15 protein-coding genes and 2 pseudogenes are annotated in these 22952 nt (G+C 54.8%); 4 read left to right on the top strand and 13 right to left on the bottom strand.

Annotated elements, in window-relative coordinates; all coding sequences use genetic code 11:
• Positions 1-339: 339 nt before the first annotated feature.
• From GX147_03325 to GX147_03355, 7 genes are all read right to left on the bottom strand, one after another.
• Positions 340-1413: a branched-chain amino acid ABC transporter permease gene (locus GX147_03325; GenBank protein NLN59737.1), complete on the bottom strand. Its 1074-nt coding sequence runs from the start codon at positions 1411-1413 to the stop codon at positions 340-342.
• A gap of 1 nt (position 1414) precedes the next feature.
• Positions 1415-2293 (bottom strand): branched-chain amino acid ABC transporter permease, encoded by an 879-nt coding sequence (locus GX147_03330; protein ID NLN59738.1) that lies wholly within the window; start codon positions 2291-2293, stop codon positions 1415-1417.
• A 168-nt stretch (positions 2294-2461) separates the two neighbouring features.
• Positions 2462-4429: a long-chain fatty acid--CoA ligase gene (locus GX147_03335; GenBank protein ID NLN59739.1), complete on the bottom strand. Its 1968-nt coding sequence runs from the start codon at positions 4427-4429 to the stop codon at positions 2462-2464.
• A 239-nt stretch (positions 4430-4668) separates the two neighbouring features.
• Complete coding sequence (locus GX147_03340) at positions 4669-5490, bottom strand: ABC transporter ATP-binding protein (protein NLN59740.1); 822 nt, start codon at positions 5488-5490, stop codon at positions 4669-4671.
• Entirely contained in the window at positions 5487-6719 is a 1233-nt protein-coding gene (locus GX147_03345; GenBank protein NLN59741.1) for an ABC transporter substrate-binding protein, read from the bottom strand. Before GX147_03345 ends, GX147_03340 begins: the two co-directional genes overlap by 4 nt.
• Positions 6720-6998: 279 nt before the next feature.
• The gene (locus tag GX147_03350; protein ID NLN59742.1) at positions 6999-8366 is read right to left on the bottom strand and encodes a sigma-54-dependent Fis family transcriptional regulator; all 1368 of its coding nucleotides are present in this window, start codon (positions 8364-8366) and stop codon (positions 6999-7001) included.
• A gap of 11 nt (positions 8367-8377) precedes the next feature.
• Positions 8378-10090 (bottom strand): PAS domain S-box protein, encoded by a 1713-nt coding sequence (locus GX147_03355; protein NLN59743.1) that lies wholly within the window; start codon positions 10088-10090, stop codon positions 8378-8380.
• A gap of 199 nt (positions 10091-10289) precedes the next feature.
• On the opposite strand from GX147_03355, the gene GX147_03360 reads away from it, so the two are divergent.
• From GX147_03360 to aspS, 3 genes and pseudogenes are all read left to right on the top strand, one after another.
• Positions 10290-13010: a DNA internalization-related competence protein ComEC/Rec2 gene (locus tag GX147_03360; GenBank protein NLN59744.1), complete on the top strand. Its 2721-nt coding sequence runs from the start codon at positions 10290-10292 to the stop codon at positions 13008-13010.
• Positions 13011-13219: 209 nt separating this feature from the next.
• On the top strand, positions 13220-14479 hold the full coding sequence (locus tag GX147_03365) for a histidine--tRNA ligase (GenBank protein ID NLN59745.1): 1260 nt from the start codon (positions 13220-13222) through the stop codon (positions 14477-14479).
• Between the two features lie 10 nt (positions 14480-14489).
• Positions 14490-16268, top strand: a pseudogene (aspS, locus tag GX147_03370) (aspartate--tRNA ligase).
• 78 nt (positions 16269-16346) lie between these two features.
• On the opposite strand, the gene GX147_03375 reads toward aspS, so the two are convergent.
• Both GX147_03375 and GX147_03380 read right to left on the bottom strand, forming a co-directional pair.
• A complete protein-coding gene (locus GX147_03375) occupies positions 16347-18317 on the bottom strand; it encodes an ATP-dependent helicase (protein NLN59746.1) in 1971 nt (656 codons plus the stop codon).
• A 73-nt stretch (positions 18318-18390) separates the two neighbouring features.
• Positions 18391-19032 (bottom strand): annotated as a pseudogene (locus tag GX147_03380) (adenylate kinase).
• Positions 19033-19424: 392 nt separating this feature from the next.
• Between GX147_03380 and GX147_03385 the strand changes: the two are divergent.
• The gene (locus tag GX147_03385) at positions 19425-20063 is read left to right on the top strand and encodes a hypothetical protein (protein NLN59747.1); all 639 of its coding nucleotides are present in this window, start codon (positions 19425-19427) and stop codon (positions 20061-20063) included.
• A 55-nt stretch (positions 20064-20118) separates the two neighbouring features.
• On the opposite strand, the gene rnhA is transcribed toward GX147_03385, so the two are convergent.
• The 4 genes from rnhA to GX147_03405 form a co-directional block, all read right to left on the bottom strand.
• On the bottom strand, positions 20119-20853 hold the full coding sequence (gene rnhA / locus GX147_03390; GenBank protein NLN59748.1) for a ribonuclease HI: 735 nt from the start codon (positions 20851-20853) through the stop codon (positions 20119-20121).
• Between the two features lie 67 nt (positions 20854-20920).
• Entirely contained in the window at positions 20921-21703 is a 783-nt protein-coding gene (locus GX147_03395) for a class I SAM-dependent methyltransferase (protein NLN59749.1), read from the bottom strand.
• Positions 21700-22674, bottom strand: a complete 975-nt coding sequence (locus GX147_03400; GenBank protein NLN59750.1) for a class I SAM-dependent methyltransferase — start codon at positions 22672-22674, stop codon at positions 21700-21702. The genes GX147_03395 and GX147_03400 overlap by 4 nt, the downstream gene beginning before the upstream one ends.
• Positions 22671-22880 (bottom strand): hypothetical protein, encoded by a 210-nt coding sequence (locus tag GX147_03405; GenBank protein ID NLN59751.1) that lies wholly within the window; start codon positions 22878-22880, stop codon positions 22671-22673. The genes GX147_03400 and GX147_03405 overlap by 4 nt, the downstream gene beginning before the upstream one ends.
• Positions 22881-22952 lie beyond the last annotated feature (72 nt).

The raw sequence follows: 22952 nt of genomic DNA on the forward strand, positions 1-22952 counted from the left end.
ATTGCTTATGATAATCAATTCCGATATACTTCATCACGTGCACCTCCTTAATGTTTTCTAAAACGTAGGGGTTAGTCTAGCACTAGCGCCCTGTCGGAGGTGCACTTTTTTTCATGTTATCATTCCAGCAGAGGCTTTGCCTCATTGTCATCCTGAGACGCAAGCCGAAGGATCTCTTCCTTTCAACATGCCGTTGCTATTAGATTCTTCGCTTCGCTCAGAATGACACCTGTAACTTTTTGTCATTCGGGGCTCCGACCCGGAATCCATTGCGAGGACGTTGCAGTCCGCTTACACATGCCCCGACAGAAAGTTACTCCCTGTGAATACGTGTTCATCCTAATACGGAAAAGGCCAGAGGCGGAAATTCGAACGGACGATCCGCCATAGCTCCGCAATACCCCGTGGTTCAAACAGAATGAATAAAACAATCGCCAGGCCGAAAACCAATTCCCGCAGCGGCGCCAGGTTGAGGCCGAAGTCTCCCAGGGTGCCCGTGTTCATTGCCCAATCAGTCAACCAGCGGAGCATTTCATTCAGCGAGATGATGAACACCGCCCCAAAGATCGACCCGGAGATACTTCCCAGGCCACCGATGATCACCATGGCAATGAACTCGATGGAAAGCATCAGGTTGAAGGGCTCTGTGGTAATACTCATCATGTAGTATGCCCACAGGGCTCCGGCGCAGCCGGCATAGAAGGAGCTGATCCCGAAGGACAGCAATTTGTACCGAAAAATCGGGATGCCCATCCCTTCCGCGGCGCGGTCGTTGTCGCGGACCGCCACAAAGGCCCGTCCGTACTTGGAACGCATCAAGTTGATCGCCAGAAAGACCATGAGTATCAGACATGTGAAGATGAGGTAAAAGAACCCCCGGTCACTGGATATTTCGTACCCGAAAAGTGATGGAAACGGCAGGGTGATCCCCATGGTGCCCATGGTCAGACTGTCCCAATGCACCAGCACATATTCGATGATGAATTGGCCGGCGATGGTCGCGATGGTCAGGTACAGGCCCTTGAGGCGTATGGATGGCATGCCGAAAACCATGCCCAGGAGGGCGGTAATGCCCCCCGCCGCAGGAAGCGTCAGCAGGATCGGCAGATTCCAGCGGGTGGCCAGAATTGCCGCCGCATAGGCGCCGACGCCGACGAAGGCGCCATGGCCAAGCGAGATCAAGCCGGTGTAGCCGATGAGGATGTTCAGCCCGACGGCGGCCATGGACATGATCCCGATTGTATTGACGATATAGAGCATGTAACGGCTCAAAACAAAGGGGGCGACACACAGAAGCCCCAGGAGGCCGACCATCGTCCAGAGGCGCCCGAAATCCGTTTCGAAAATGGTCAGTTCCTCTTCGTAACGGTCTTTGTAGTTGCCGCAGGGATGAAAACGAAACCTTGGCCTCATGCTAAACCCTTTCGATCTCGACCAGGCCGAACAAACCATAAGGCTTGACCAGGAGTATGAAGACTAAGGCGACGTAGGGCACCCCGTCCCGAAGCGACGGCGAGAGATACCCTCCCGTAAACGTTTCCAGAAGCCCGATGATGATCCCGCCGATGACGGCGCCGACGATACTGTCCAACCCCCCAAGGATAACGACGGGAAAGACCTTGAGTCCGATGGCGCTCAAGTCGTGAACGTTGATCCCGTTAATGATTCCAAGAACGATCCCGCTCATGCCGGCGACGAGGGCCGCGATCCCCCAGGACAGGGCAAAGACCTTCCGGACGTGAACACCCAGGGACAGGGCCGCCTTCTGATTGTCCGCCACAGAGCGCATGTAGATCCCCTGGGAGGAATACTTGAAGAAGAGCCCGAAGAGGGCGAGAAATACAATTCCGATGATCAATGCCATGACATAAACGGGAGGCACCGTGACGTAGCCGAAGGAAAGCCCCAGCCATTGGGGCAGGAAGTCCGGGTAGGTTCGGAGGTTGCCCCCCCAGAGAAGGAGCATCAAACCCTTGAACATGCTGGCCAGACCTACGGTCAACATGATGACAAAGATCAGGGGTTCCCCGATCAGAGGCCGCAGGAACAGCCGCTCGACAATGAAACCCAAGACAAAGCAGCCGAAAAGCGTCACAAGAAAGGCCAGCCATATGGGCAGATTCGCCCAGGTCACCAGGGTCAGAAAAATGAAGGCCCCCATGGCCAGGAGCTCCCCGTGGGCGAAATTCAGGACACTCGAAGACTTGAAAATCATGACGAAGCCCATGGCCGACAGGCCATAGAGAAACCCGATACTCAGCCCGTTGATCAAAAGTTGAACAAAGAATTCCATTTATTTAAGCCTTTCCATGGTTTGGCCATTATTTTCTCCCCGGTCATTCCCACCGGGAAGAGAAATCCCCCTCTTTTCTTACACGCCGTTATTCGAAGGAATGTGAAACCCTTTCCTTACGGCAGGGCTTCTCCCCGCCAAAGCGGCTAAATAATGACACCTGCAATTCTAAAAAGTCGCCTCGACAACCGTCTTACCCGGTGCCGGGTATGATCCCTTCTTTTCGATCTCCGGTACGATAACGTCAATCACCCGGACCGTCGTTTCGATCTGTCCAACCTGGCCGTCCCGATACTTGACCTTCCCCTTGACGGCAATTTCCTTTTTCCCCTCGTACATCCCCTCGATCAGTTTCAGATAGAGCCCGTACACGAACCGTCGCCGGACCTTACCCGTCCGGGTCAGTTCCTCATCGTCGGCGTCCAGCAGCTTGTATAGCAGGAAAAATTTCCGGATCTTCATGTACGGCGGAAGCTGTTCATTGACCTTCGTGATGTCCCTGAGGACCAATTGCTCCACGGCCGGCTGCTGGGAAAGATCCATATAGGTCGTGAAGGGAATCTTCTGCTGTTCCGCCCAATTGGCCACATTGTCCTGGTCAATGTTGATCATAGCGGCGATAAAACCTTTCCCTTCCCCAAAAACCACCGCCTCCTTGATGTAGGGACTGAACTTCAGACGGGTTTCGATAAAATCGGGGGAAAAAGCGTCACCCTGCTTGTTGCGGATGATCTCTTCCTTGCGACCGATGATGAGAAGATGTCCATCGGGGTCTATGTAACCGGCGTCGCCCGTTTTCAGCCAACCGTCGGTGAAGGCGTTTTCCGTCGCCTCGTAATCCTGATAGTAGCCGACGAAATTGGCTTCGCTCTTGACGAGAATTTCCTGATCCTCGGCGATTTGGATCGCTGTTTCCGGAAGAGGTTTTCCGACGGTTTCCAGTTTGACTTCCCCGTCAGGCTGGACCTGGAAAATGCCGCAGGCTTCCGTCAGACCGTAGCATTGTTTGAGGTTCAGGCCGATGGAGCGGAAAAAGAGAATGACATCGGGACTGATTGGATGCCCCCCCGTATAGGCCGCCCGGAAACAGGCGCAGCCGACCCGGTCCAAGAGAGGCCGGAATATCAGATGGTTCGCAATCTTATGGACGAAGTGGAGCATCGGAGAGGGCGTTTTTTTCGCCGCCTGGGTCTCCACCACCCTCTTGCCGACGTCGACGGACCAGTCGTAAAATCGGCGCTTGACCCACCCCGCATCGGACATGCGGACCCTGATTCTCGATGCCAAATCCTCCCAGAAGCGGGACGAGGTAATCATGACCGACGGTCCCACCTCCCGGAAATCGGAGAGAACCGTTTCGGGGAGTTCCGGGAAATTCATCGTCATACCGGAGCAGAGGGCAATACCGAAGCCCCACATCTGGTCGACGATCCAGGCGGGGGGAGCCATGGAAAGCCAGTTGTCCCCGTGGTTCATATGCAGGGCCTCGGTCCATTGTCTCCCCATGGCGAGAAAATTGCGGTGACTCAGCATGGCCAGCTTGGGAATACCCGTCGTTCCGGAAGTCAGCATCATAACCGCCGTGTCGTCGGACCGACCCTTCTTCAGTTCTTTTCCGAAAAGTTCCGGGTTTTTCCGGCCGGTCTCCTCGCCGACTTTAAGGAGATCCCTGAAACTGATCAGGAAGGGATTTCCCTCGTAGCCATGCATCCCTGTGGGGTCAACGTAAACGACCTTCTTGATAAAGGGAAGTTTAGTCCGGCTGTCGAGTATTTTATCCGTCTGCTCCTGATCCTGAACAAAAGCGTAGGGTGAACGGAGCCGCCCTAAAAGGGTGACGAGTTCCTCCGGAGTCGCGGAAGTGAACAGGTTAACGGGCACACCCCCCATGGCCTGCACAGCAAGCTGGCTGAAAAGCCACTCCGCATGGTTATCCAGGATCAGGGCCGCCGTCTGGCCGCGCTTGAATCCCAGGGCGTGGAGCCCCAGTGCGGTCTGTTCCATGTACCGCTGGTAATCCCGCCAGTTCCAGGTTTCCCAGATCCCGTAGGCCTTTTCCCGGATGGCCACACATGTGGCGTCTAATTTTTCCGCCTGCTCGCAGAGAAGTTGCGGCAGGGTCAAGTTTTTTGTCATGGAAACTGAATAACCCGCCTTTTGTCTGTAAACCAGGGGCTGTCACGAAAATAAAATCGCCATTTCAACGCCCCATGTCGTTTCGGCCACCCCGTGTCATCTCGACAGCCCCATGTCATTTCGACCACAGGGAGAAATCCGCCCTCGATTTGTCAAGGTTTCTCGTCGTTTCGTTCGCCGAAATGACATCATCCCAGCGAAATAACTTCTGCGACCGTCCGATGGATAGCCACATCTGTTTACGAATCGTCGCCCAGATACGCCTTAATGACTTCCGGATGATTCTGCACTTCCTGTGCGCTCCCCTCGGTTAATTTCTCGCCGAAATTCATAACCATCACCCTTCTGGCGATACTCATCACAATGGACATATCGTGCTCCACCAGAACCATCGTCTGTCCCCAGACCCGATTCAATTCCAGGAGAAAGCGGACCATGTCCTCCTTTTCCTCCAGGTTCATCCCCGCAAACGGTTCGTCCAGGACCAGAAGTGAAGGTTCCATCGCCAGAGCGCGTCCCAGTTCCACCCGCTTCATAAGCCCGTAGGGAAGGGATCCCACGGGTGTTTTTCGTATGGATTGCATCTCCAGAAAGTCGATCAGTTCCTCGACCACCTGCCGGTGATATACCTCCTGTCTCCGGACGTTCTTCGAAAACAGACAAGCGGCGGACAGAGGGTATTTCATGTGGATATGCCTGGCCAGGAGCATGTTGGCCAGAACCGTCATGCCGGGAAACAGCTCGATGTTTTGAAAGGTCCGCCCGAGGCCGATTTTGACCAGGTCATGCGTCGGCATCCGGGTGATGTCGTGGCCGTTGAAGGCGATGCGTCCCGTCTGCGGCCGGTAGTATCCGGTAATACAGTTCATGAGACTCGTTTTCCCGGCACCGTTGGGACCGATCACGGCGACCAGTTCCCCCGTTCGCACCTGAAAATCGATATCCTTCAGCGCCACGACGCCGCCGAAGGTCAGGGTGACGCCGGCAACGTCGAGTTCGGCCCTCTTTCTGTCGGCGGCCCGGTTTTTATATATCGACGGTTCCCCGCGATAGGCTTTCATTTCCCTTTGCTTTTTCCCTGGATCAACTTGATTTTTTCCTTGCCCGGCACATAGAAATTCGTAAGGGGCGTGAAGGAACCATCCTCACCGACCCGGATAATCCGCGCCGTAAACGATGCGCCGTGATCCGTCGGGGTATAGGTGACCGGCGGAATCAGACCCCAGAAGTTCTCACTCCGGAATGATTCCATGGCCTTGTTGATGGTTTCGGGTTTTACGACCTTGTATCGTTCCTGGGCTCGTACAAAGGCCCTTTCCATGATCATGCCGACGGCCACCCCCTCCCAATAGGCGGCATCAAAATCATCGACTGCTTTGTACCGCTTCCAGAGTTCCTCCATGATTTTTACTCCCTGGGACCTATCGGAGGGCACGCCACCGGGAAACTGAATCGCCAGGCGATCCCGAATGATGCCCTTGCCCAGATTGAAGAAATCCGGATCCGTCGAAGTCCAGGTACCGAAGAACTGCGGCTTATAATTAATGCGATCGGCGTTCTTCAAGGCGGTGACGATTGTCGCGGGCAGAACCTGGAGAAAAATATATTCGACGCCTTTGCTCTGCATGCGCAAAAGCTCCGTCGAAAGATCGACGGTCTTCGGCGGAAACGCCTCCACGGTAACAATCTCGATACCGATTTTCTTTGCATATTCCTGGCTGGGCTGATGAATGGAGCGGCCATAGGCGTTGTTGTAAGTCAGAAGACCGACCTTTGGCGCGTTCTTCCCCCTGTGGATCGTCCGGATATACTCCAGAATGGCGTAGCAGTCCATCTTGTAGCTGCCGAAGGGAAGATACATGTAGGCGACAGGATCCTGGAGGATCTCCCAACTGGTCGAAAAATTGATGGTGGGTATCCGATACTTCTGAATGATGGGTTTGGCCGCAAGGCCTTCTCCGGCACCCCAGGTGGCGATCATGTCCACCCTGTCCTGAACGGAAAACTTGCGGACCGCCGCCACGGCCTCCGGCACCTTGTAGGCCGTATCCACGAGAATGATCTCGACCTGCCGGCCTCCAACGCCGCCTTTGGTTTCGTTGACATACCGAAAATAGTCCTGCAGACCCTTGGCGTGATACTTGCCCCAGGTGGAAGCGGGCCCGGTCATGTTGATGGCCGCACCAACCTTGATTTTTTTCGCCCAGACTGCTCCCGGCAAAAAGAGCGCCGTAAGAAAGATCAGCGCCAGGACGGCCCCAAAAAGACTTTTCCCTAACGTCTTACCCATGATTCCTTTCCTCCTTGTGTGGTTTAGGGGTCCAAGATTCCGCTGGGCGTTCCGCGGGTAAAAAAAAGGCCGCGGACAGTTTCCGATCTGCCCGCGGCCCGACTCATCCATGCTTAAAGAAGTCAGGAGCCGTACAGGCAGACCACGCCGTTAAAGCTAAAAAAGGCGAAAAATCTGTCGAAATCGGCTCGTTCTTCAAACACAATATTCATCAATCAATCTCCTGACTAGCGTCCTTACAAGAAAACCGGGGACTCTGTCAAGTGAAAATTCGCACATTTAGCGCATATCCAGTTTGTCCATGCGGTAATGAAGGGAATCGGCGGTCACTTTCAGGAGTTCTGCCGTTTTCTTCCGTGAACCGCCTGTCTTTTGCAGTGCTTTCTCGATGAAAGTCCGCTCGATTTTTTTCAGTTCCTCATCCAGATCCAGCCCCTCATCGGGTACGTCGAACCGGGCCAGGGTACGCTCCGCAACGGGTTCATTGCTATTTAAAACAAGATTCTCCGGCAGAATGATATTGGAGGTTTCCAGAGCAATGCTTCGTTCGATGATATTCTCCAGTTCACGGACATTACCCGGAAAGGGATACTTCATAAGCAACTCCATGGCGTACGAAGAGATATTTCGAATTTCCTTGCCAAATTCCATGGAATACTTATGAATCAGGTGTTTGGTCAAAAGGGGAATATCCTCCTGCCGGTTTCGCAAAGGGGGAACGTTGATGGGGATCACATTCAAACGGTAATAAAGATCTTCCCGGAAGAGACCCATCCGGACATGCTCCTCCAGGTTCTTGTTCGTCGCCGAGATGATGCGGACATCGACCGTGATGTCCTCGGTGCCGCCGACGCGGCGGAAAGACTTCTCCTGAACGGCCCGAAGAAGCTTGACCTGAAGCAGGGGCGGTAATTCTCCGATCTCGTCCAGAAAGAGCGTGCCCTCATGGGCAACTTCAAAAAGACCCGGCTTGTCTGTGTGAGCCCCCGTGAAGGCCCCCTTCATGTATCCAAAGAGTTCGCTTTCAAGAAGATTTTCCGGGATACCCCCGCAATTGATGACAACAAAGGGCTTCTCCGCCCTTTGACTGCTGTCGTGAATGCCCCGGGCCACCAGTTCCTTTCCTGTTCCGCTTTCTCCAAGAATCACCACATTGGCCAGAGTGCCCGCCACCTTCTTTACCGTGGCATAGACTTTCTGCATTTCCCGGCTTTTACCGATCATGCCCCTGAAGGAGGCCGCTTCTTCAATTTCCCTGATAAATTCGGCTTCATCCCTCTTCAGCCCCTTCCTCTCCAGGGCGGTTTGGACGATATTTTTCAGATCCTCGATGTCGAAATCCTTCTCCAGGTAATCATAGGCTCCTTCCTGCATGGCCCTGACGGCTGTTTCGCCGGAGGCGAAGGCGGTAATCAGGATGACCAGGGATTCAGAAGAAATTTCCTTTACGGCGCTGAGGAATTCAATGCCGTCCATCTTTGGCATTTTCAGGTCCGTGATGATAAGATCATATTTCTGGCGGCGGCACTTCGCCAGTGCCTTGAAGCCGTCCTCGACAGACGTTACTTCGTACCCCTCCTGGGTCAAAACGATTTCCAGAAGTTCCCTGATGCCCTTGTCGTCATCGACTACAAGAATACTCGCCACGGATGCCTCCCTTATCCTGATACGGGCAAATCCAGAGTGAATAGGGTCCCCTGACCGGGAACGCTATCCACCTTGAGTTCACCGCCATGCACGACCACAATACGATTCACAATAGCCAGTCCCAAACCTGTCCCCTGATCTTTGGTCGTAAAGAAGGGCTGGAAGATCTTCTTCATGTCCTGTTCTTCGATGCCCACTCCCTGGTCCGCGACACGAACCTTCAAACAGTGACGATTATCGGGTTTCTGTTCCACAGCAAGGTCAATACTGACCCGCCCTCCATCAGGCATGGCCTGGATGGCATTGAGGAGCAGATTCCACAAAAGCTGGTGTAATTCCGTTCTGTTTGCCGTCAGTGTCATTTCCGGAGGATGGGTTTTTTCTATTTCAATGCCCTCGTGCCAAAACGGCCCCAATTTAACCGATTCGAGAATCTCATCCACCATGGCAGCAACATGGATCTGCTCGGGGACACCGACGGTGGGGCGTGACAAGGCGAGAAAATCCTTGATGAACTTTTCCAACTGATCTTTTCCCCGCAACATGATCCGCAACAGGCGTTCATCCATGCCGCTCAGATTCGGAGAGTTTTTCAAGACCTGGATAGACCCGCTGATCGAAGCCAGAGGGTTGCGGATTTCATGGGCCAGGATGGCCGCCATTTCACCGATGTAGGCCATTTTACGGCTTTCTTCGTAAGCCCGCTCCATTTCCTTGATTTTGGTGATGTCCTGAAAAATAAGGATATAACCAATCGGCCTTTCATCGTCTCCCTTCAGCGGTGACAGGGAGCACCCCAAAATCAACGGGTGGTTCTGCCTGTTCTGCATGACAATTTCCACCCTGTGCCTTCCGCCCTCATTGTCATTGATGTTCTCGCTCTCGGAAACGATCGTCCCGTATTCCGCAATGACATCCTCTATGGGTTTTCCCAGCACATCCCTCGTGAGAAATCCCGTGATTTCTTCCGCCGCCCGGTTAAACGACCGAATCCGGCCCCGGAGATCGACCGTCAGGATACCCGTCTGCACGGACTCGATAATGCTCCGGTGAAGCGAATCCAACTGGGCAAAGGCGTGTTCCTTTTCCCTCAGCAGCTTTCGCGTTCTCTTCTCCTGAACGACCACAAAGCTGGCAAGCAATGTGATCAGATAAAAGGAAAGAATATGCAGAACCACACGGAAGAAAACATTGCCGCCGTATTTCAGACTCGCGTCGGGCGTGACCGCCTCGTGTTGCCATTGCAGCGGAGTGATCAGGCCGTGAAATTCGAGATTGACGAAGACACCGTAGGATATGCTCGCCAGGGACGCCACAACAAATCCCCCCTGCCGACCAAGGAAGACCACCGAATAAATGATCACCAGAGGGTAAAAAACAGAATAAATACTGCGCAGCCCACCCGTTACGTAGATCAGACCGGTCACCAGAATAATATCGAACAGGGCCTGCAGGTAAGCATGGAACGTCAGGTTGCGGATGAAGCGAATCAGGAAAAAATATGAGAGCGAAAGAACAAAAGAAAAAATAATGAGCCCGTAGAAAAGTCTCATGGAATGGGGCGGCAACGGCTCGGATATCCTGGTCTCCATGAGGAAGGCCAGCATAAGCAAAAAAAACAGGATACCCATTCGGGCCACCACAAGCCAATGCAGCCGGGATGCGCTGTATTCATCCCACTCCGATGACGTCCCTTCGACTCGCAACCAAAGATAATTTTTCATTTACCTTATATACCGTTATGTTATAATTACATATCGTATTTGTTGCACACGTTCTCTTATCCTTGTCAATCCGGGCGTAAAATGAATCACGGGGGGCTCGATTGATGGAATCTTTCCTTTTGTTTCTTCCTGTCATCCAGACACTTTATTTCAGAAGACGGCGTCGTCTCCCCCCCGTTCCAGTTTAAGGGGATGCCCTTTGGCTCAGGTCGGTGCAGTCATCCAATCCATGCTTCTTCGAACAGCCCTGTTCAAGGAACGGCCGTTGATCATATTTTTCCTGTTCTATGCGGCTGGAATCATTCTGGGCGACCTTGTTTCCCTTCCCTCGAGAACGCCCGTCCTTGTTTTCATGCTATTCCCTTTAACGGGCCTGTTCCTTGCTTTTCAATTCAAACGATACCTGTCGGGTTATCTCTGTCTGAATCTCTGCATCCTCCTGGCCGGTTTGGTCTGCGCATCGCCCCATATCCCTCCGAACCCGACACAGACCACGCCAAAGTCCGGATATTTGCAAGAAAAAAGAGTTTACCAGGGGTACATCAGCCAGACTCCGCAGATGTTGCCGAGCCGGATCAGATACGTCCTCTCCGAGGTTCGGCTCCTGGGTGACGGAACCACTTCGGACATTCCGGGGAAAGTGTTGCTGACCGCCTATGTTCCGGACATTTTCCACTACGGCGACTATGTCCAGTTTCGCGCACGCCTGACTCCACCCCGGAACTTCCACAACCCGGGCGGCTTTGATTACAGGAAGTACCTGCACCGCCAGGGGATTTTTCATCGCGCCAGCATCAATAACCGCACCGATATGATTCTCATACGGCGGAACCTGGGGAATATCCTGAAAACGGGTATTGAAACGTATCGCACACGGCTTCGAGAATTCATTACCGATCATACGAGTTCACCGAAGAAAGAGATCATCCTGGCCTTGCTGCTGGGGGAACAGAAAACGATACCGGATGACCTGAGAGATCGGTTTAACCGAACAGGGACCTCCCACATTATCACCATTTCCGGCTTCCACGTCGGAATGATCGCTTTTTTCTCCGTTTTTTTCTTCCGGTCCATTCTGAATCTTTTCCCTCGCACGCTTCTGATGTGGAACGCTACAAAGGTGTCCTACGCGTTGTCACTCCCATTGATCCTCCTTTACGCGGGGGTTGCCGGAATGGGCATTTCCGTGATCCGGGCAACGATCATGGTGGTGGTCCTCATGACGGCCTTGATGATAAGAAGACCGAAAGACCTGTTGAATGCACTTGCCCTGGCGGCGATCCTCATCCTGGTCCTGTCCCCTTCTTCTCTGTTCGATCCTTCTTTTCAGCTTTCTTTCGCCGCCGTTACCGCCATTTTGTACATCCCGCCGAAGCTGCAGGGATGGTATGGCGAACGTTCGCAAGAAGATGAACCGGTCCTCCGTAGGCTGCTCCATCGCTGGGGGAAGAAATTCTATCTCTTCCTCCTCGTTTCGATCAGCGCGACTCTGGGTACCCTCCCCATCATCGCCCATCATTTTCAAACCCTCTCGCCGGTCGTTCTGCCGACAAACATGGCGGTAATTCCCTTTCTCGGCATCTTGACCACCCCGTTATGCCTCCTGATGATCATCGTTTATCCCCTGTGGGAATCCTTTTGTCGGTTTCTGGTTCAGGGAGCCGGTTACCTTATCCAAATATCCGTCTTTTTTGTCAATTTTTTTTCTTCCCTGCCGAATGCCTCGATCCTGATCCCTTCCCCGACCTGGCTGCAAATCATCGCGTACTACCTGCTCCTGGGGTTGTTGACCCTTTATGGTGCGTCATTTATCAAAAGGCGTTCCACCAGGGAACGTGGCGTCACCCCCTCTATGCCCTTTCCCGTTCACGCCACCTTGCTCGTTTTGATTCCGATCCTCGCATTCACGGTTCTATATGGCTACCTATCGGCGGAATCGCCCAAATTTCTTAAATTGACCGTTCTGGATGTCGGACAGGGGAACTGCGCTCTCGTGCAGATTCCAGGCGGCCATACCATGCTGATCGACGGAGGCGGCTTCGAAGGAAGCACTTTTGACGTTGGACGCCATGTGGTGGCCCCCTTTCTCCTGAGGGAAAGGATCCGGAAAATCGATTTTGTCGTCCTGACCCACCCCCATCCCGACCATCTGAACGGGCTGATCCACATTCTGAGACACTTTACCATCGGCGAGGTCTGGAGCAATGGGGATCCGTCGCCCTGTGAACCATACGGGCACTTCAGGGAAATCATCGAGGAAAAGCGTCTGGTCCATCGGATCCTTTCCTACGGGCAAAAGGAACGCCGAATCGGCCTCCTCCAGGTAAAAGTCCTGAACCCGTTGCCGTCCGATTCAGGCTGCATTGCCGTCCCGTATACGTTTAACGAGACCAACAACCGTTCCCTCGTTCTGCACCTTCGTTTCGGCGATATCGGCATTCTTCTTCCGGGGGATATTGCCGCCGAAACCGAAAAAAGACTGACAGGCATATCTGAACCACTGAAAAGCGATATCATCCTGGCACCTCATCATGGGGGGAGAACGTCCAGCACGCCTGCCTTTCTCGATCGCGTCCGACCCTCCGTTGCCATTTTCAGTTGCGGTTTTGATAACCGATACAAACACCCTCACCCGGAAGCGATTTCACGCTACAGGGAAAGGGGAGCAAAAATCTACCAGACCGATCATGATGGCGCGGTCACCCTTCTCACGGACGGAACGTCCATCTGGGACGGTCAGGGCATAAAAATTCTACCCTCATATCCAATGGCAATTGAAAGCCAAACGGAGGCTTATCCAGGGAAGACCTTCCATGTTCTGCTATTGCCTTTTTTTCGCTCCTGTGATAACGGTTTCCCGCGTCAAAATGTTCATTCCATAACAATCGACCGCCTCAAAAAACCCGGGAAACGGTCGTGATTGAAAAGCGGTAAATTCTGATTTTTTGGGAATTCATCAAAATTGCCGGGAGGGAAAGTCTGGGCGGTCAATCCCATATTCCCGTCAGGCACATCGCTTCCAAATCTGCGGAGCGTTTTCGCGGACGGTATCCCCTGAACCACTGGAGATTCGAACCCGCAATGGGCCATCCGTTTCCTAAACTATTGAGATTGAAAAGATAATTTATGATGGAACCGATTACAGTCGTTAAAGGTTTTAAGGATATTCTGCCCGAAGAAAGCCGGAACTGGCAGAAAATTGAGCAGTTCGCCCGTAAAATATTCGGGGACTTCGGTTTCCTGGAAATCCGGCTCCCCATTCTGGAAAAGACCGAACTTTTCACCCGGGGAATCGGCGATACCACGGATATCGTGGAAAAGGAAATGTACACGTTCAGCGATAGAGGCGGGGAAAGGCTTACCCTGCGCCCGGAGGCGACGGCCTCGGTGCTGCGTGCCTATATCGAACATAATCTGTACAATCGGAACGCCGTCACGCGCCTGTTCACCATCGGCCCCATGTTCCGCCGGGAACGCCCCCAAAAAGGGCGCTATCGCCAGTTCCACCAGATCAATGTGGAGGTTCTCGGTGCCGACGACCCCCGGATCGACGCGGAGGTGATCCTGATGCTTGTCCACTTCCTCAGGGGGGTGGGACTCGGCAATCTGAACCTGGATATCAATTCGTTGGGATGCCCCGAATGCCGGACCATCTTCCGGGAAAGGGTCATCGCCTTTTTGCGTGACACGGAGGGCGATCTTTGCGCGGACTGCCGGCGCAGGCTTCACGCCAATCCCCTGCGGGTTTTCGACTGCAAAAATGAAACCTGCGCCCGGATCATCGAGGACGCCCCCAACATCCTGGATTTCATCTGCAATGACTGCAGGAACCATTTCGAAAGGGTCCAGTCTTCCCTGGAACTGTTCGGCCTACCCTACCGCATCAACCACCGAATGGTCCGGGGACTCGACTACTACACCCGAACCACCTTCGAAGTCACGATTCCCGACATGGGAGCCCAGAACGCCGTCGTCGGGGGCGGGCGTTATGACGGACTCGTCCGGGACCTAGGCGGTCCGGATATTCCCGGTATCGGCTTCGCCGTCGGTTTTGAGCGCCTCATGGCCCTTTTGCCGGAAGAACAAAACGAGCCGCCGGCCGTGCCTCTGCTTTTTGTCGCGGCACTCGGCGACAAAGCCCAGGAGTACGCGTTTTCCCTCTGTAACCGCCTGCGTCTCAGGGGCGTGCAGGCCGAAATGGATTACACCGGGAAAAGCCTCAAAAGCCAGATGAAAAAGGCGAACAAGCTGAGCAGTCCCTACACCCTCATTCTGGGTGAAAGGGAAATGGAATCCGGCCAGGGCGAACTACGGGATATGCGAAGCAGCAGTCAGCGATCCATCCCCCTGGACCGGCTGGAAGACACCCTTATGGAACTGGGAAAGTGAGGCAAGAACTTTGGTAAAATTCATCAGCGAGCGGAAAAGAACCCATTTCTGCGGTGATGTGCGCGCCGCGGACATCGATAGGGAAGTTGTCCTTATGGGCTGGACCCATCGCCGCAGGGACCACGGCGGAGTTATCTTCGTGGACCTGAGGGACCGGAAGGGGCTTGTCCAGGTTGTCTTCAATCCCGAAATCTCGTCGGCTGTCCATGAAGAGGCCGGGAAAATCCGGAGCGAGTATGTCCTGGCCGTGGCAGGCCGGGTCCGGCGAAGACCCGAAGGCATGAAAAACCCGGATCTGGCTACGGGTGAAATAGAAGTGGTGGTAACGGACCTGGAGGTTCTGAACGAAGCGAAAACCCCGCCGTTCGGTCTGGAAGAAGGCCAGGAGGTCAATGAAACCACCCGGCTGAAGTACCGCTATCTCGATCTGAGGAGACCGGATGTCCAGCGCAACCTGATCCTGCGAAGCAGGGTCGCCGCCGCCGCCCGGGATTATTTTCAGTCCCAGGAATTCATCGAGGTGGAGACGCCGTTTTTGACCAAGAGCACCCCCGAAGGCGCCCGGGATTACCTGGTGCCCAGCCGGGTCAATCCGGGAACGTTTTATGCCCTCCCCCAGTCGCCCCAGATTTTTAAACAGCTCCTGATGGTCTCGGGTTTCGACCGCTATTATCAGATCGTGAAATGCTTCCGCGACGAGGATCTCCGGACGGACCCCCAGCCCGAGTCCACCTAGATCGATGTGGAAATGTCCTTCAGCGATGAAAGCGATATCATGACCGCCATGGAAGGGCTCATGGCTCACATTTTTAAGGCCTGTTTGAACGTGGATGTGCCCCTGCCCATTCCTCGTCTCCCCTACAGGGACGCCATGGCACGCTTCGGCAGGGACAACCCGGATACCCGTTTCGGCATGGAAATGAAGGACCTGACGGACATCGTGAAGAACTGCGGGTTCAATATGTTCAGGGAGGCTGCCGAAACCGGAGGTGCGGTGAAAGCGATTCGTGTGGACGAGGGCAGACGGCTCTCCCGGAAAGACCTGGACGGGCTGAGGGATTTCGCCGCAACCCATGGTTCCCAGAGTATCGCCTGGGCACGGATCAACGCGGAAGACTGGACCTCCCCCATCTACAAGTTCCTGAAACCGGAAGAGGTCGGACAGATCGGTGAACACATGGGGGCCAGGGAAGGCCATGTCCTCATTTTCTCCGCCGACGCGCCTGGAATCGTCAACGACGTCCTGGGCAACCTCCGGATTTCCCTGGCGAAAAAGATGAATCTGATCGACCCGGACGACTTCTCCTTCACGTGGGTTACGGAATTCCCCCTGATGGCGTACAGTGATGCGGAAAAGCGTTTCGTCTCGACCCATCATCCCTTCACCTCTCCCGTCATGGAGGACTTGCCGCTGCTGGCGACGGACCCGGGCAAGGTGCGGGCCCGGGCCTACGATCTGGTCCTCAACGGTTCCGAAATCGGCGGCGGAAGTATTCGGATCCACCGACAGGATGTACAGGCGAGAATTTTTGCAGTCCTCGGCCTTTCGGATGAAGAAACGCGCCTCAAATTCGGGTTTCTTCTGGACGCCCTCGAATTCGGCACACCCCCCCACGGAGGGTTGGCTTTCGGCCTGGACCGGCTGGTCATGATCATGAGCCATGCCGAATCCCTGCGAGACGTCATCGCCTTTCCCAAGACCCAAAAGGCATTGTGTCTTTTGACCGATGCGCCTTCCACGGTAAACGCAGAACAGCTGATGGAATTATCGTTGAAAATAGTCAAATAGAAAAAAGAAGTCCGTCGGCTCTTCCGCCGGACGGACTTCCGCGCCCCCGCCGACAGGACGATGAAACTTGATCGAACCCTACTGATAGACCTCTTCGATCAGCCACTGGTCAAAAGGATTCTCCCGGTTGCACTGGGTAACCGATGACAGCTCCCGGATGAACCGGGAAGGGCTAAGGGGCAGATAACCCATACCCCGGTTAGGGTCGTACAGGGGACAGCAAAGATGCAACCGATCCTTGGCCCGTGTCACGGCGACATAGAACAGGCGGCGTTCTTCCTCCTCCCCATCCGGTTCGTTGAGCGCCCGCGCCAGGGGAATCATCCCCTCGCAACACCAGAGCACGAATACGGCGGACCATTCCAGCCCTTTGGCCTGGTGAATCGAGGTGAGGATAACCCGGTCCGACGGTACATCCTCGATTTCACTTCCCTCCTGTTCCCCCGTATTGCTCATCAGGGCCAGTTCGCTGAGCATGGCGTCAAGGTCGGTAAACTTCGACGCGTAAACAGCGAGCTGCACCAGATCATCTTCCCGGGATGACCAATCGGAGTATTTCCCCCGGATGTAATCACCGTATCCGTGCTGCAAGACATGCTCCACGGCCTCCCTGGGGTCAGGCGGCTCGGAACCGTCGTCCATTCGATGGAATATTTCACGGCATTTTTCGATCCCCGGAACGGCCCCCTTTGGAATTTGCTTGAGGAACGCGTCTTCCATGATTGCCTGAAGGGGAGACGCCTCTACGGCCAGGAACTTCCAGATTTTTTCGATGGTGGCCTTGCCGATCCTGGGATAGAGGCCCAGAATACGCCGCCAGGCCAGTTCATCCTTTGGATTGTCCATGATCCGCAAATAAGAAACCACATCCTTCACATGGGCCTGTTCAAAGAATCGAATACCGGAACGTATTTCAAAGGGGATACGTCGTCTTGTCAATTCCATCTGCAGTTCCATGGAGTGATAATGGGCCCGGTACAGGACGGCAATTTCCGAAAGCGGCACGCCGTCGCCGCTCAGTTCCAGAATCCGCTGGGCGACGAATTCGGCCTGCTGATAGACGTTTCTTGTGGGAACCACGACCGGTTTGATACCGCCGCCGCGAATGGAACGCAGCTCTTTATGAAACTGCCGCCGGTTCTGAACGATGCAGAGGTTAGCCAGGTGGAGAATCTCCGGCGTACTCCGGTAGTTGGTTTCCAGCTTGAACAAACGGCAGTCGGGATATTTGTCGGGAAACCGCAGAATGTTCTCGAAGTTCGCCCCCCGGAAGGAATAGATACTCTGGGAATCGTCACCGACCACCATCAGGTTCCGATGTCCGGAGGCCAAAAGATCGATGATTTCGGCCTGTATTTTGTTCGTGTCCTGATACTCGTCGACCAGGACGTGAAGAAAGCGCCCGCTGTACCGCTCCAGCACGTCGGCATGGTCTCGAAGGACATGGCGGCAAAAAAACAGCAGGTCATCAAAGTCCATGAGGTTCAGCGCCTTCTTACGTTCCCGGTAGTGCGTTAGAACGCCTTCGATCTCCCCCAGCCGGCAGATGAAAAACGGATAGCGCCCGGAGATGACGCTTTCCAGGCTCTCTTCCGTGTTGACGGAAAGGCTCAGGATATCGGTCAGAACGTTTCCTTTGGGAAAATCATTCGTCGATGACGGGATCTTCCGATCCGCCAGGCAGGTATTCATCAGCTGGCGGGCGTCTTCGGCGTCGATAATGGAAAACCGGCGGTTGTAGCCGACCCGCTCGGCATTCGTCCTGAGTATCCGGTGGGCGATGTGATGAAAAGTGCCGCCCCAGAGCCGGGGCACCTCCCGCATAAGGAGGGACTGAACGCGGCCGACCATGGACCGGGCCGCCTTGTTCGTGAAGGTCGCCAGGAGGATCCGCCCCGGATCCTGGCCCTCGTCGATCAGACGGGTAACCCGGTAGGTCAGGGTGCGGGTTTTCCCGCTTCCGGCGCCGGCAATGACCAGGAGGGGGCCACCCGGTTCCATCACGACGTCGTACTGTTCGTCGTTCAGTTCTCTTCTATAATCGATCATTTCAGATGACGGACCCCGACAGGCGGCATCGACGGGCGGCGCCGCCTGAAGCACGGGGCTTACGGACCCGCTCCTACAAAACCCCCTTGATCGCTTCGACCGTCTCCATGCTGCTGACGGACAGGAAGTTCTTCAGAAGACCTTCCTTTTAATAAAAGCCGATCAACGGGGCCGTTTCCCGATTGTACACCTCCAGCCGGTTGAGGATGGCCTCTTCCGTTTCGTCGTCCCGCTGGATCGTGGGGCTGCCGCATTTTTTGCATGTTCCGTCGGGGTTCGGTGGGTTGCTCTTGATGTTGTAAATTTCCTGGCAGTCGGGGTTCGAGCAGGTCCTCCTCGTGGTCAGGCGATCCAGAATCACGTCGCGGGGCACCTCGAGATTCACGACAAAATCGAGACGGATATCCAGTTTTCTCAGGAGCTCCTTCAGACCCTCGGCCTGGGGAATGGTGCGCGGGAAGCCGTCCAGGATAAACCCCTTTTCGCAGTCCTTCTCCTTCAGCCTGACGCCCATGATGTCCATGATCAGGGAATCCGGCACCAGATCGCCCCGGTCCATATAGTCTTTGGCCTGTTTGCCCAGTTCCGTCCCCTCCTTGACCGCCGCCCGGAGAATGTCGCCCGTGGAAATCTGGACCGAACCGTCCGCTTCCGTCAAAAGTTTCGCCACCGTGCCCTTGCCGGCGCCCGGCGCACCCAAAAGAATGAGTTTCATAAATCCTCCCGATTATTTTCTTTATTTTCCGCTTTGGATTTCACAGACAGGGTAAAAAAGGGGCCGAAGGCCCCTTTCAGGTTTAGACTCTGTAACCGATGCCGTCTCGGCAGAAAATCAGTGTGGTTCATACTACACATAAGCAAGGATGTCAATCATCCGATCCTGATATCACAGGCAGGGATTGTGTTCCCTGAGGGTGTTGACACACATAGCAGGTCCGCCTGAAAACGGGCCTTCCGTGGGAGGGCGTCGGACCTTCGTACCGGGCCCTTGATAAATGCCACGATTTGTGCGAAGGAACATCGGTATGTCCTGTCGCTGTCCGTTCGGGACGCTTTACGTCGGACCGACGAACAGGACCGGGCTGTAATACCCGTGAGGAAAGGGGCATGAACATGAGACGGGCATATGTGACGGTGATGATTCTCATTGTTTTTCTGGCTGTCGGCTGTGGTCCCCGCGGCATAAGGTACACGGCGACGCTGCATGATCTGACGTGCTCGTCCTCCCGGTCCATTGCCGTGGCCGTGCTGGATGAACGGCCCTATATCCTGAAAAAGGAAAAGGATCCCAGCTACGTGGGCCTCATCAGAGGCGGATACGGCAATCCCTTCGATATGTGGACCGAAAGCGGGGCGCCGTTGGCGGAGGATATGCTCCATACGATAACCGATTCGCTGCGGGCCCGGGGTTTCGAGGTCACGCCCCTGAAAACCGCCGCCGTGAATTCCAGGGAAGCGGCCCTGGCCGGGTTCAAGGCCGCCGATACAGACCGCCTCCTTTTACTCGTCATCAGGGAATGGTACAGCGATTATATCCCCGCGGCCTACACGCCGGAAAGGTCGAATCTCTTCGTCCATGTCGAAGCCGGGGTTTTCAACCGGAATCAAAAAAAGACGGCCGGCAAAAATTTAATGGAAGACCTGACCCTGCCTTCCGGGTGGCCCTATGAGACCATCCCATCCGTTTACCAGAGTAAAATCAGCGGGTTGATCAATGACTCCCGCATATGCCGAGCCCTGCAATGACGTGGAATGGCTGCGCCGGGGCGCCATATCCGGCATGACTTAACTGATGATGCGGTCAACCCGGCAAAGGGTGGGATAATTTCGTGCGGCCTTCGATGAAGGGGAGATCTTCCACCAGGTCGGCGCCGTCGGCGGCTTTTGTGGCGAGCTGATCACACCGCTCGTTTTCCCGATGCCCGGCGTGTCCCCGGACCCAGACAAAGGCCACCCGATGTCGATCGCACAGGGAAAGAAGACAGGACCAGAGGTCCGCATTTTCGGCCGCCTGTGTTTTCGTTCGCATCCAGTTGCGGCTCCGCCATTTCTCCGCCCAGCCCTTTGTCATCCCGTCCACAACATAGCGGGAATCGCTGTGGACAATCACATCGGACGGTTCTTCCAGGCTTTTCAATCCGGCGATGCAGGCCATCAGTTCCATGCGGTTGTTCGTCGTCAGGCGATAACCGCCAGACAATTCCGTCCGCCGGTCCCCGGCATCGATAATCGCGCAATAACCGCCGGGGCCCGGATTCTTCCGGCAACTGCCGTCGGTATAAATATGAACGGTTTCAGACGGGAAGTCCCCTCTTTCCCCCGTCATGGCGGGCACATCCTCTACGGAAAAGGAAGAATCGGGGGCCTGCTCCTGGAGCCATCGTTCCGCCTCGTCCCTGGTGAAAAACCCCCTGTACACGGCGCCGGCAAAACCGCGGACCTGCGCCTCAGCCCCCGTCGGGCCAAACCAGGCGTCATACACCCCGGCCTTCCCCCCCCTGGCCACGGCATAATATTTCTTCGGTTTTCCCGCCATATTCCCGGTCTCCTCAATTTCTAAACGAAAACCCCGTCACCGCAAAGGTAGGACCTGCGCCCCACTGTCAGGCGCCTTCACCCTTGCCTCCCGTTATAAAAACCAGCAACGGATGCTGAAGAAACAGCTTCCAGAATTCCGCACCGAACTTTTCCAGGCCTTCCGGTGAAACCTCGGCCTGATGAATCCGTACGTCTGTGAAGCCCGCCTGTTCCATGGCCCAGACAAGGGTCTTCCCGGCGTAGTACCTGCAATCGAAGGAAAAGGATTTTATCTGTCCGGCTCCGTCATTGGCCTCCCAAGTTACGGTGATCGTCGCGCCGTCCACCAAGTCCGGCTCTATCTGCTTTGTTTTTCCGTATTTCCTGAAACCTTCGACGGAATCCTTGAGCATGTCCGGATTGTCGTTCATACTGATGAGCAGACCTCCGGGCTTGAGCTGCCGGTAGAGGGCACGGCACATGGCCACCAATTCCTCCGGGTCCTTCGCATAGCTAAGCACGAAGGATGAATAAACCAGGTCGTACTGGCCAGGCTCTACATTTCCTAGGATATTGCCCACCCGGTATTCGATGCCAAGTTGTTCCACCTGCTCCGCAGCCAGTGCCAATTCGATCATCTGCGGTGAAAGGTCGATGCCCGTTACCATCCGGGCGCCGCCCCGTTTCAGGAGCCTGGAAAAGAACCCATCACTGCAGGCGACGTCTAAAACGGATTTCCCCTCTAGGGGGTACGCCAGTTTCAGAGCGGTATAGGCTTCCACATAGCGGCGTACGGGTGCGGAGCCCGTTTCCATCTCTTGGTAACCCTTCGCTACGTTGTCGAAGTAGACCTGTTCGGTATCTATCATCGCTTTCTCCTTTCGAAACTTGATTGAACACCGTATTTCAGAGCGGCGTCGTGTTTACGCGGCAGCAGCACCAGCATCTGGTGTGCGTTTACAAAACGTCCGTCCTCTTCCTCTATATGGCGCCGCCACTTGTCAACATATTCCGCCCGCTCTCGCCCGGGGAGTTCTTCCAGGGGATAATCGGGGAGATAAAATTCCAGCATTAGCCGGAAAGCCCGTGCCCCTTGTGATCCTGCGAAACGCCTCTCGAATTCATCGAGTGTCCCCGGATCATTACGCAGTGCATCGTATATCAATGGTTCCACACGCGGCATCCGAATCTCCCGCATATAGTCGAACGCATAAGCCGGTATGCCCAAGCGTTCAGCAGCGGCACGATAGGGGTCATTCCCTTCGGGATTGTGCATGAGGACGATCAGGCCGTCGGACCGTGTGATGCCCTCCAGAGATTCCAGAAAACGATTATGGCCACTCTCGAGATAGTAACCACTGTGTATCAGCCAGACCAGATGAAAGCCCTGGAAGGTCCCGCCACACAGGTCGTTCCAGTTACAGTCGGCATAGTCACGCCGCAGGAGGGTAACATGAATGCCGGTCCCCGTTTCAGCATGAATTCCTGTCCTTGTTTCAGCGAGCATTGCGTCACTCCGGTCAATGCCCACATAGGCGGCAGAATCTTCTGTTTCAAACCCCAGGGCAGCGAGAAGGCGCCCTGCGACCTCACCGTTGCCGCATCCGACGTCGAGTATCTTCACCCCATCATTTGCCGACAAAAACCCGCATTCCTGTTTCAGGTCAAGGATGAATTTTGACAGGGTTTTGATCAGCGACGGCCTGTCATTGGAATGTGCGTGATGCGCCAAAAGCGCCTCCCTGTAGCGGGGTGAAAGACGCCACGCCTCGCGGACTGTGGCGGCAAAAGTTTCCTGCGGAATATGCCCGCGAAGTGACTCGTGACTGTGCAGCTTCACTGCTGAAAGCTCCTGGTCGCGGCAGTGAATGGACGCATTTGTTTGAGGCGTGAAATTACCGCAACACCGTCTTCCCGAGCCCCGTCAATGATCTGTACGGTTTCTTCGTCGTCGTGGGAAAAAAAGATGGCGGCCCCGGATGACTTGCAGCCACCGGTGTAGCCGATGGGGACCCCTTTCAGCTTCAGAATCAGGATAATCTTCATGTTTCTGATTGGATCCGTATTTATCCGCCCAAGTTTCGACTAATGAGAAATTCAATCTGACCCGTGTAATAC

The organism is Deltaproteobacteria bacterium (assembly GCA_012522415.1).
In the GTDB taxonomy this organism is placed as follows: Bacteria; Desulfobacterota; Syntrophia; order Syntrophales; family JAAYKM01; genus JAAYKM01.

Excerpts from the sequence above, each read along its gene's own strand:
- GX147_03405 (NLN59751.1), bottom strand. The coding sequence starts at position 22,880 with ATGAAGATTATCCTGATTCTGAAGCTGAAAGGGGTCCCCATCGGCTAC.
- GX147_03385 (NLN59747.1), top strand. The coding sequence starts at position 19,425 with ATGAACATGAGACGGGCATATGTGACGGTGATGATTCTCATTGTTTTT.
- GX147_03335 (NLN59739.1), bottom strand. The coding sequence starts at position 4,429 with ATGACAAAAAACTTGACCCTGCCGCAACTTCTCTGCGAGCAGGCGGAA.
- GX147_03395 (NLN59749.1), bottom strand. The coding sequence starts at position 21,703 with ATGATAGATACCGAACAGGTCTACTTCGACAACGTAGCGAAGGGTTAC.
- GX147_03375 (NLN59746.1), bottom strand. The coding sequence starts at position 18,317 with ATGATCGATTATAGAAGAGAACTGAACGACGAACAGTACGACGTCGTG.
- GX147_03325 (NLN59737.1), bottom strand. The coding sequence starts at position 1,413 with ATGAGGCCAAGGTTTCGTTTTCATCCCTGCGGCAACTACAAAGACCGT.
- GX147_03330 (NLN59738.1), bottom strand. The coding sequence starts at position 2,293 with ATGGAATTCTTTGTTCAACTTTTGATCAACGGGCTGAGTATCGGGTTT.
- GX147_03355 (NLN59743.1), bottom strand. The coding sequence starts at position 10,090 with ATGAAAAATTATCTTTGGTTGCGAGTCGAAGGGACGTCATCGGAGTGG.
- GX147_03340 (NLN59740.1), bottom strand. The coding sequence starts at position 5,490 with ATGAAAGCCTATCGCGGGGAACCGTCGATATATAAAAACCGGGCCGCC.
- GX147_03345 (NLN59741.1), bottom strand. The coding sequence starts at position 6,719 with ATGGGTAAGACGTTAGGGAAAAGTCTTTTTGGGGCCGTCCTGGCGCTG.
- rnhA (NLN59748.1), bottom strand. The coding sequence starts at position 20,853 with ATGGCGGGAAAACCGAAGAAATATTATGCCGTGGCCAGGGGGGGGAAG.
- GX147_03365 (NLN59745.1), top strand. The coding sequence starts at position 13,220 with ATGGAACCGATTACAGTCGTTAAAGGTTTTAAGGATATTCTGCCCGAA.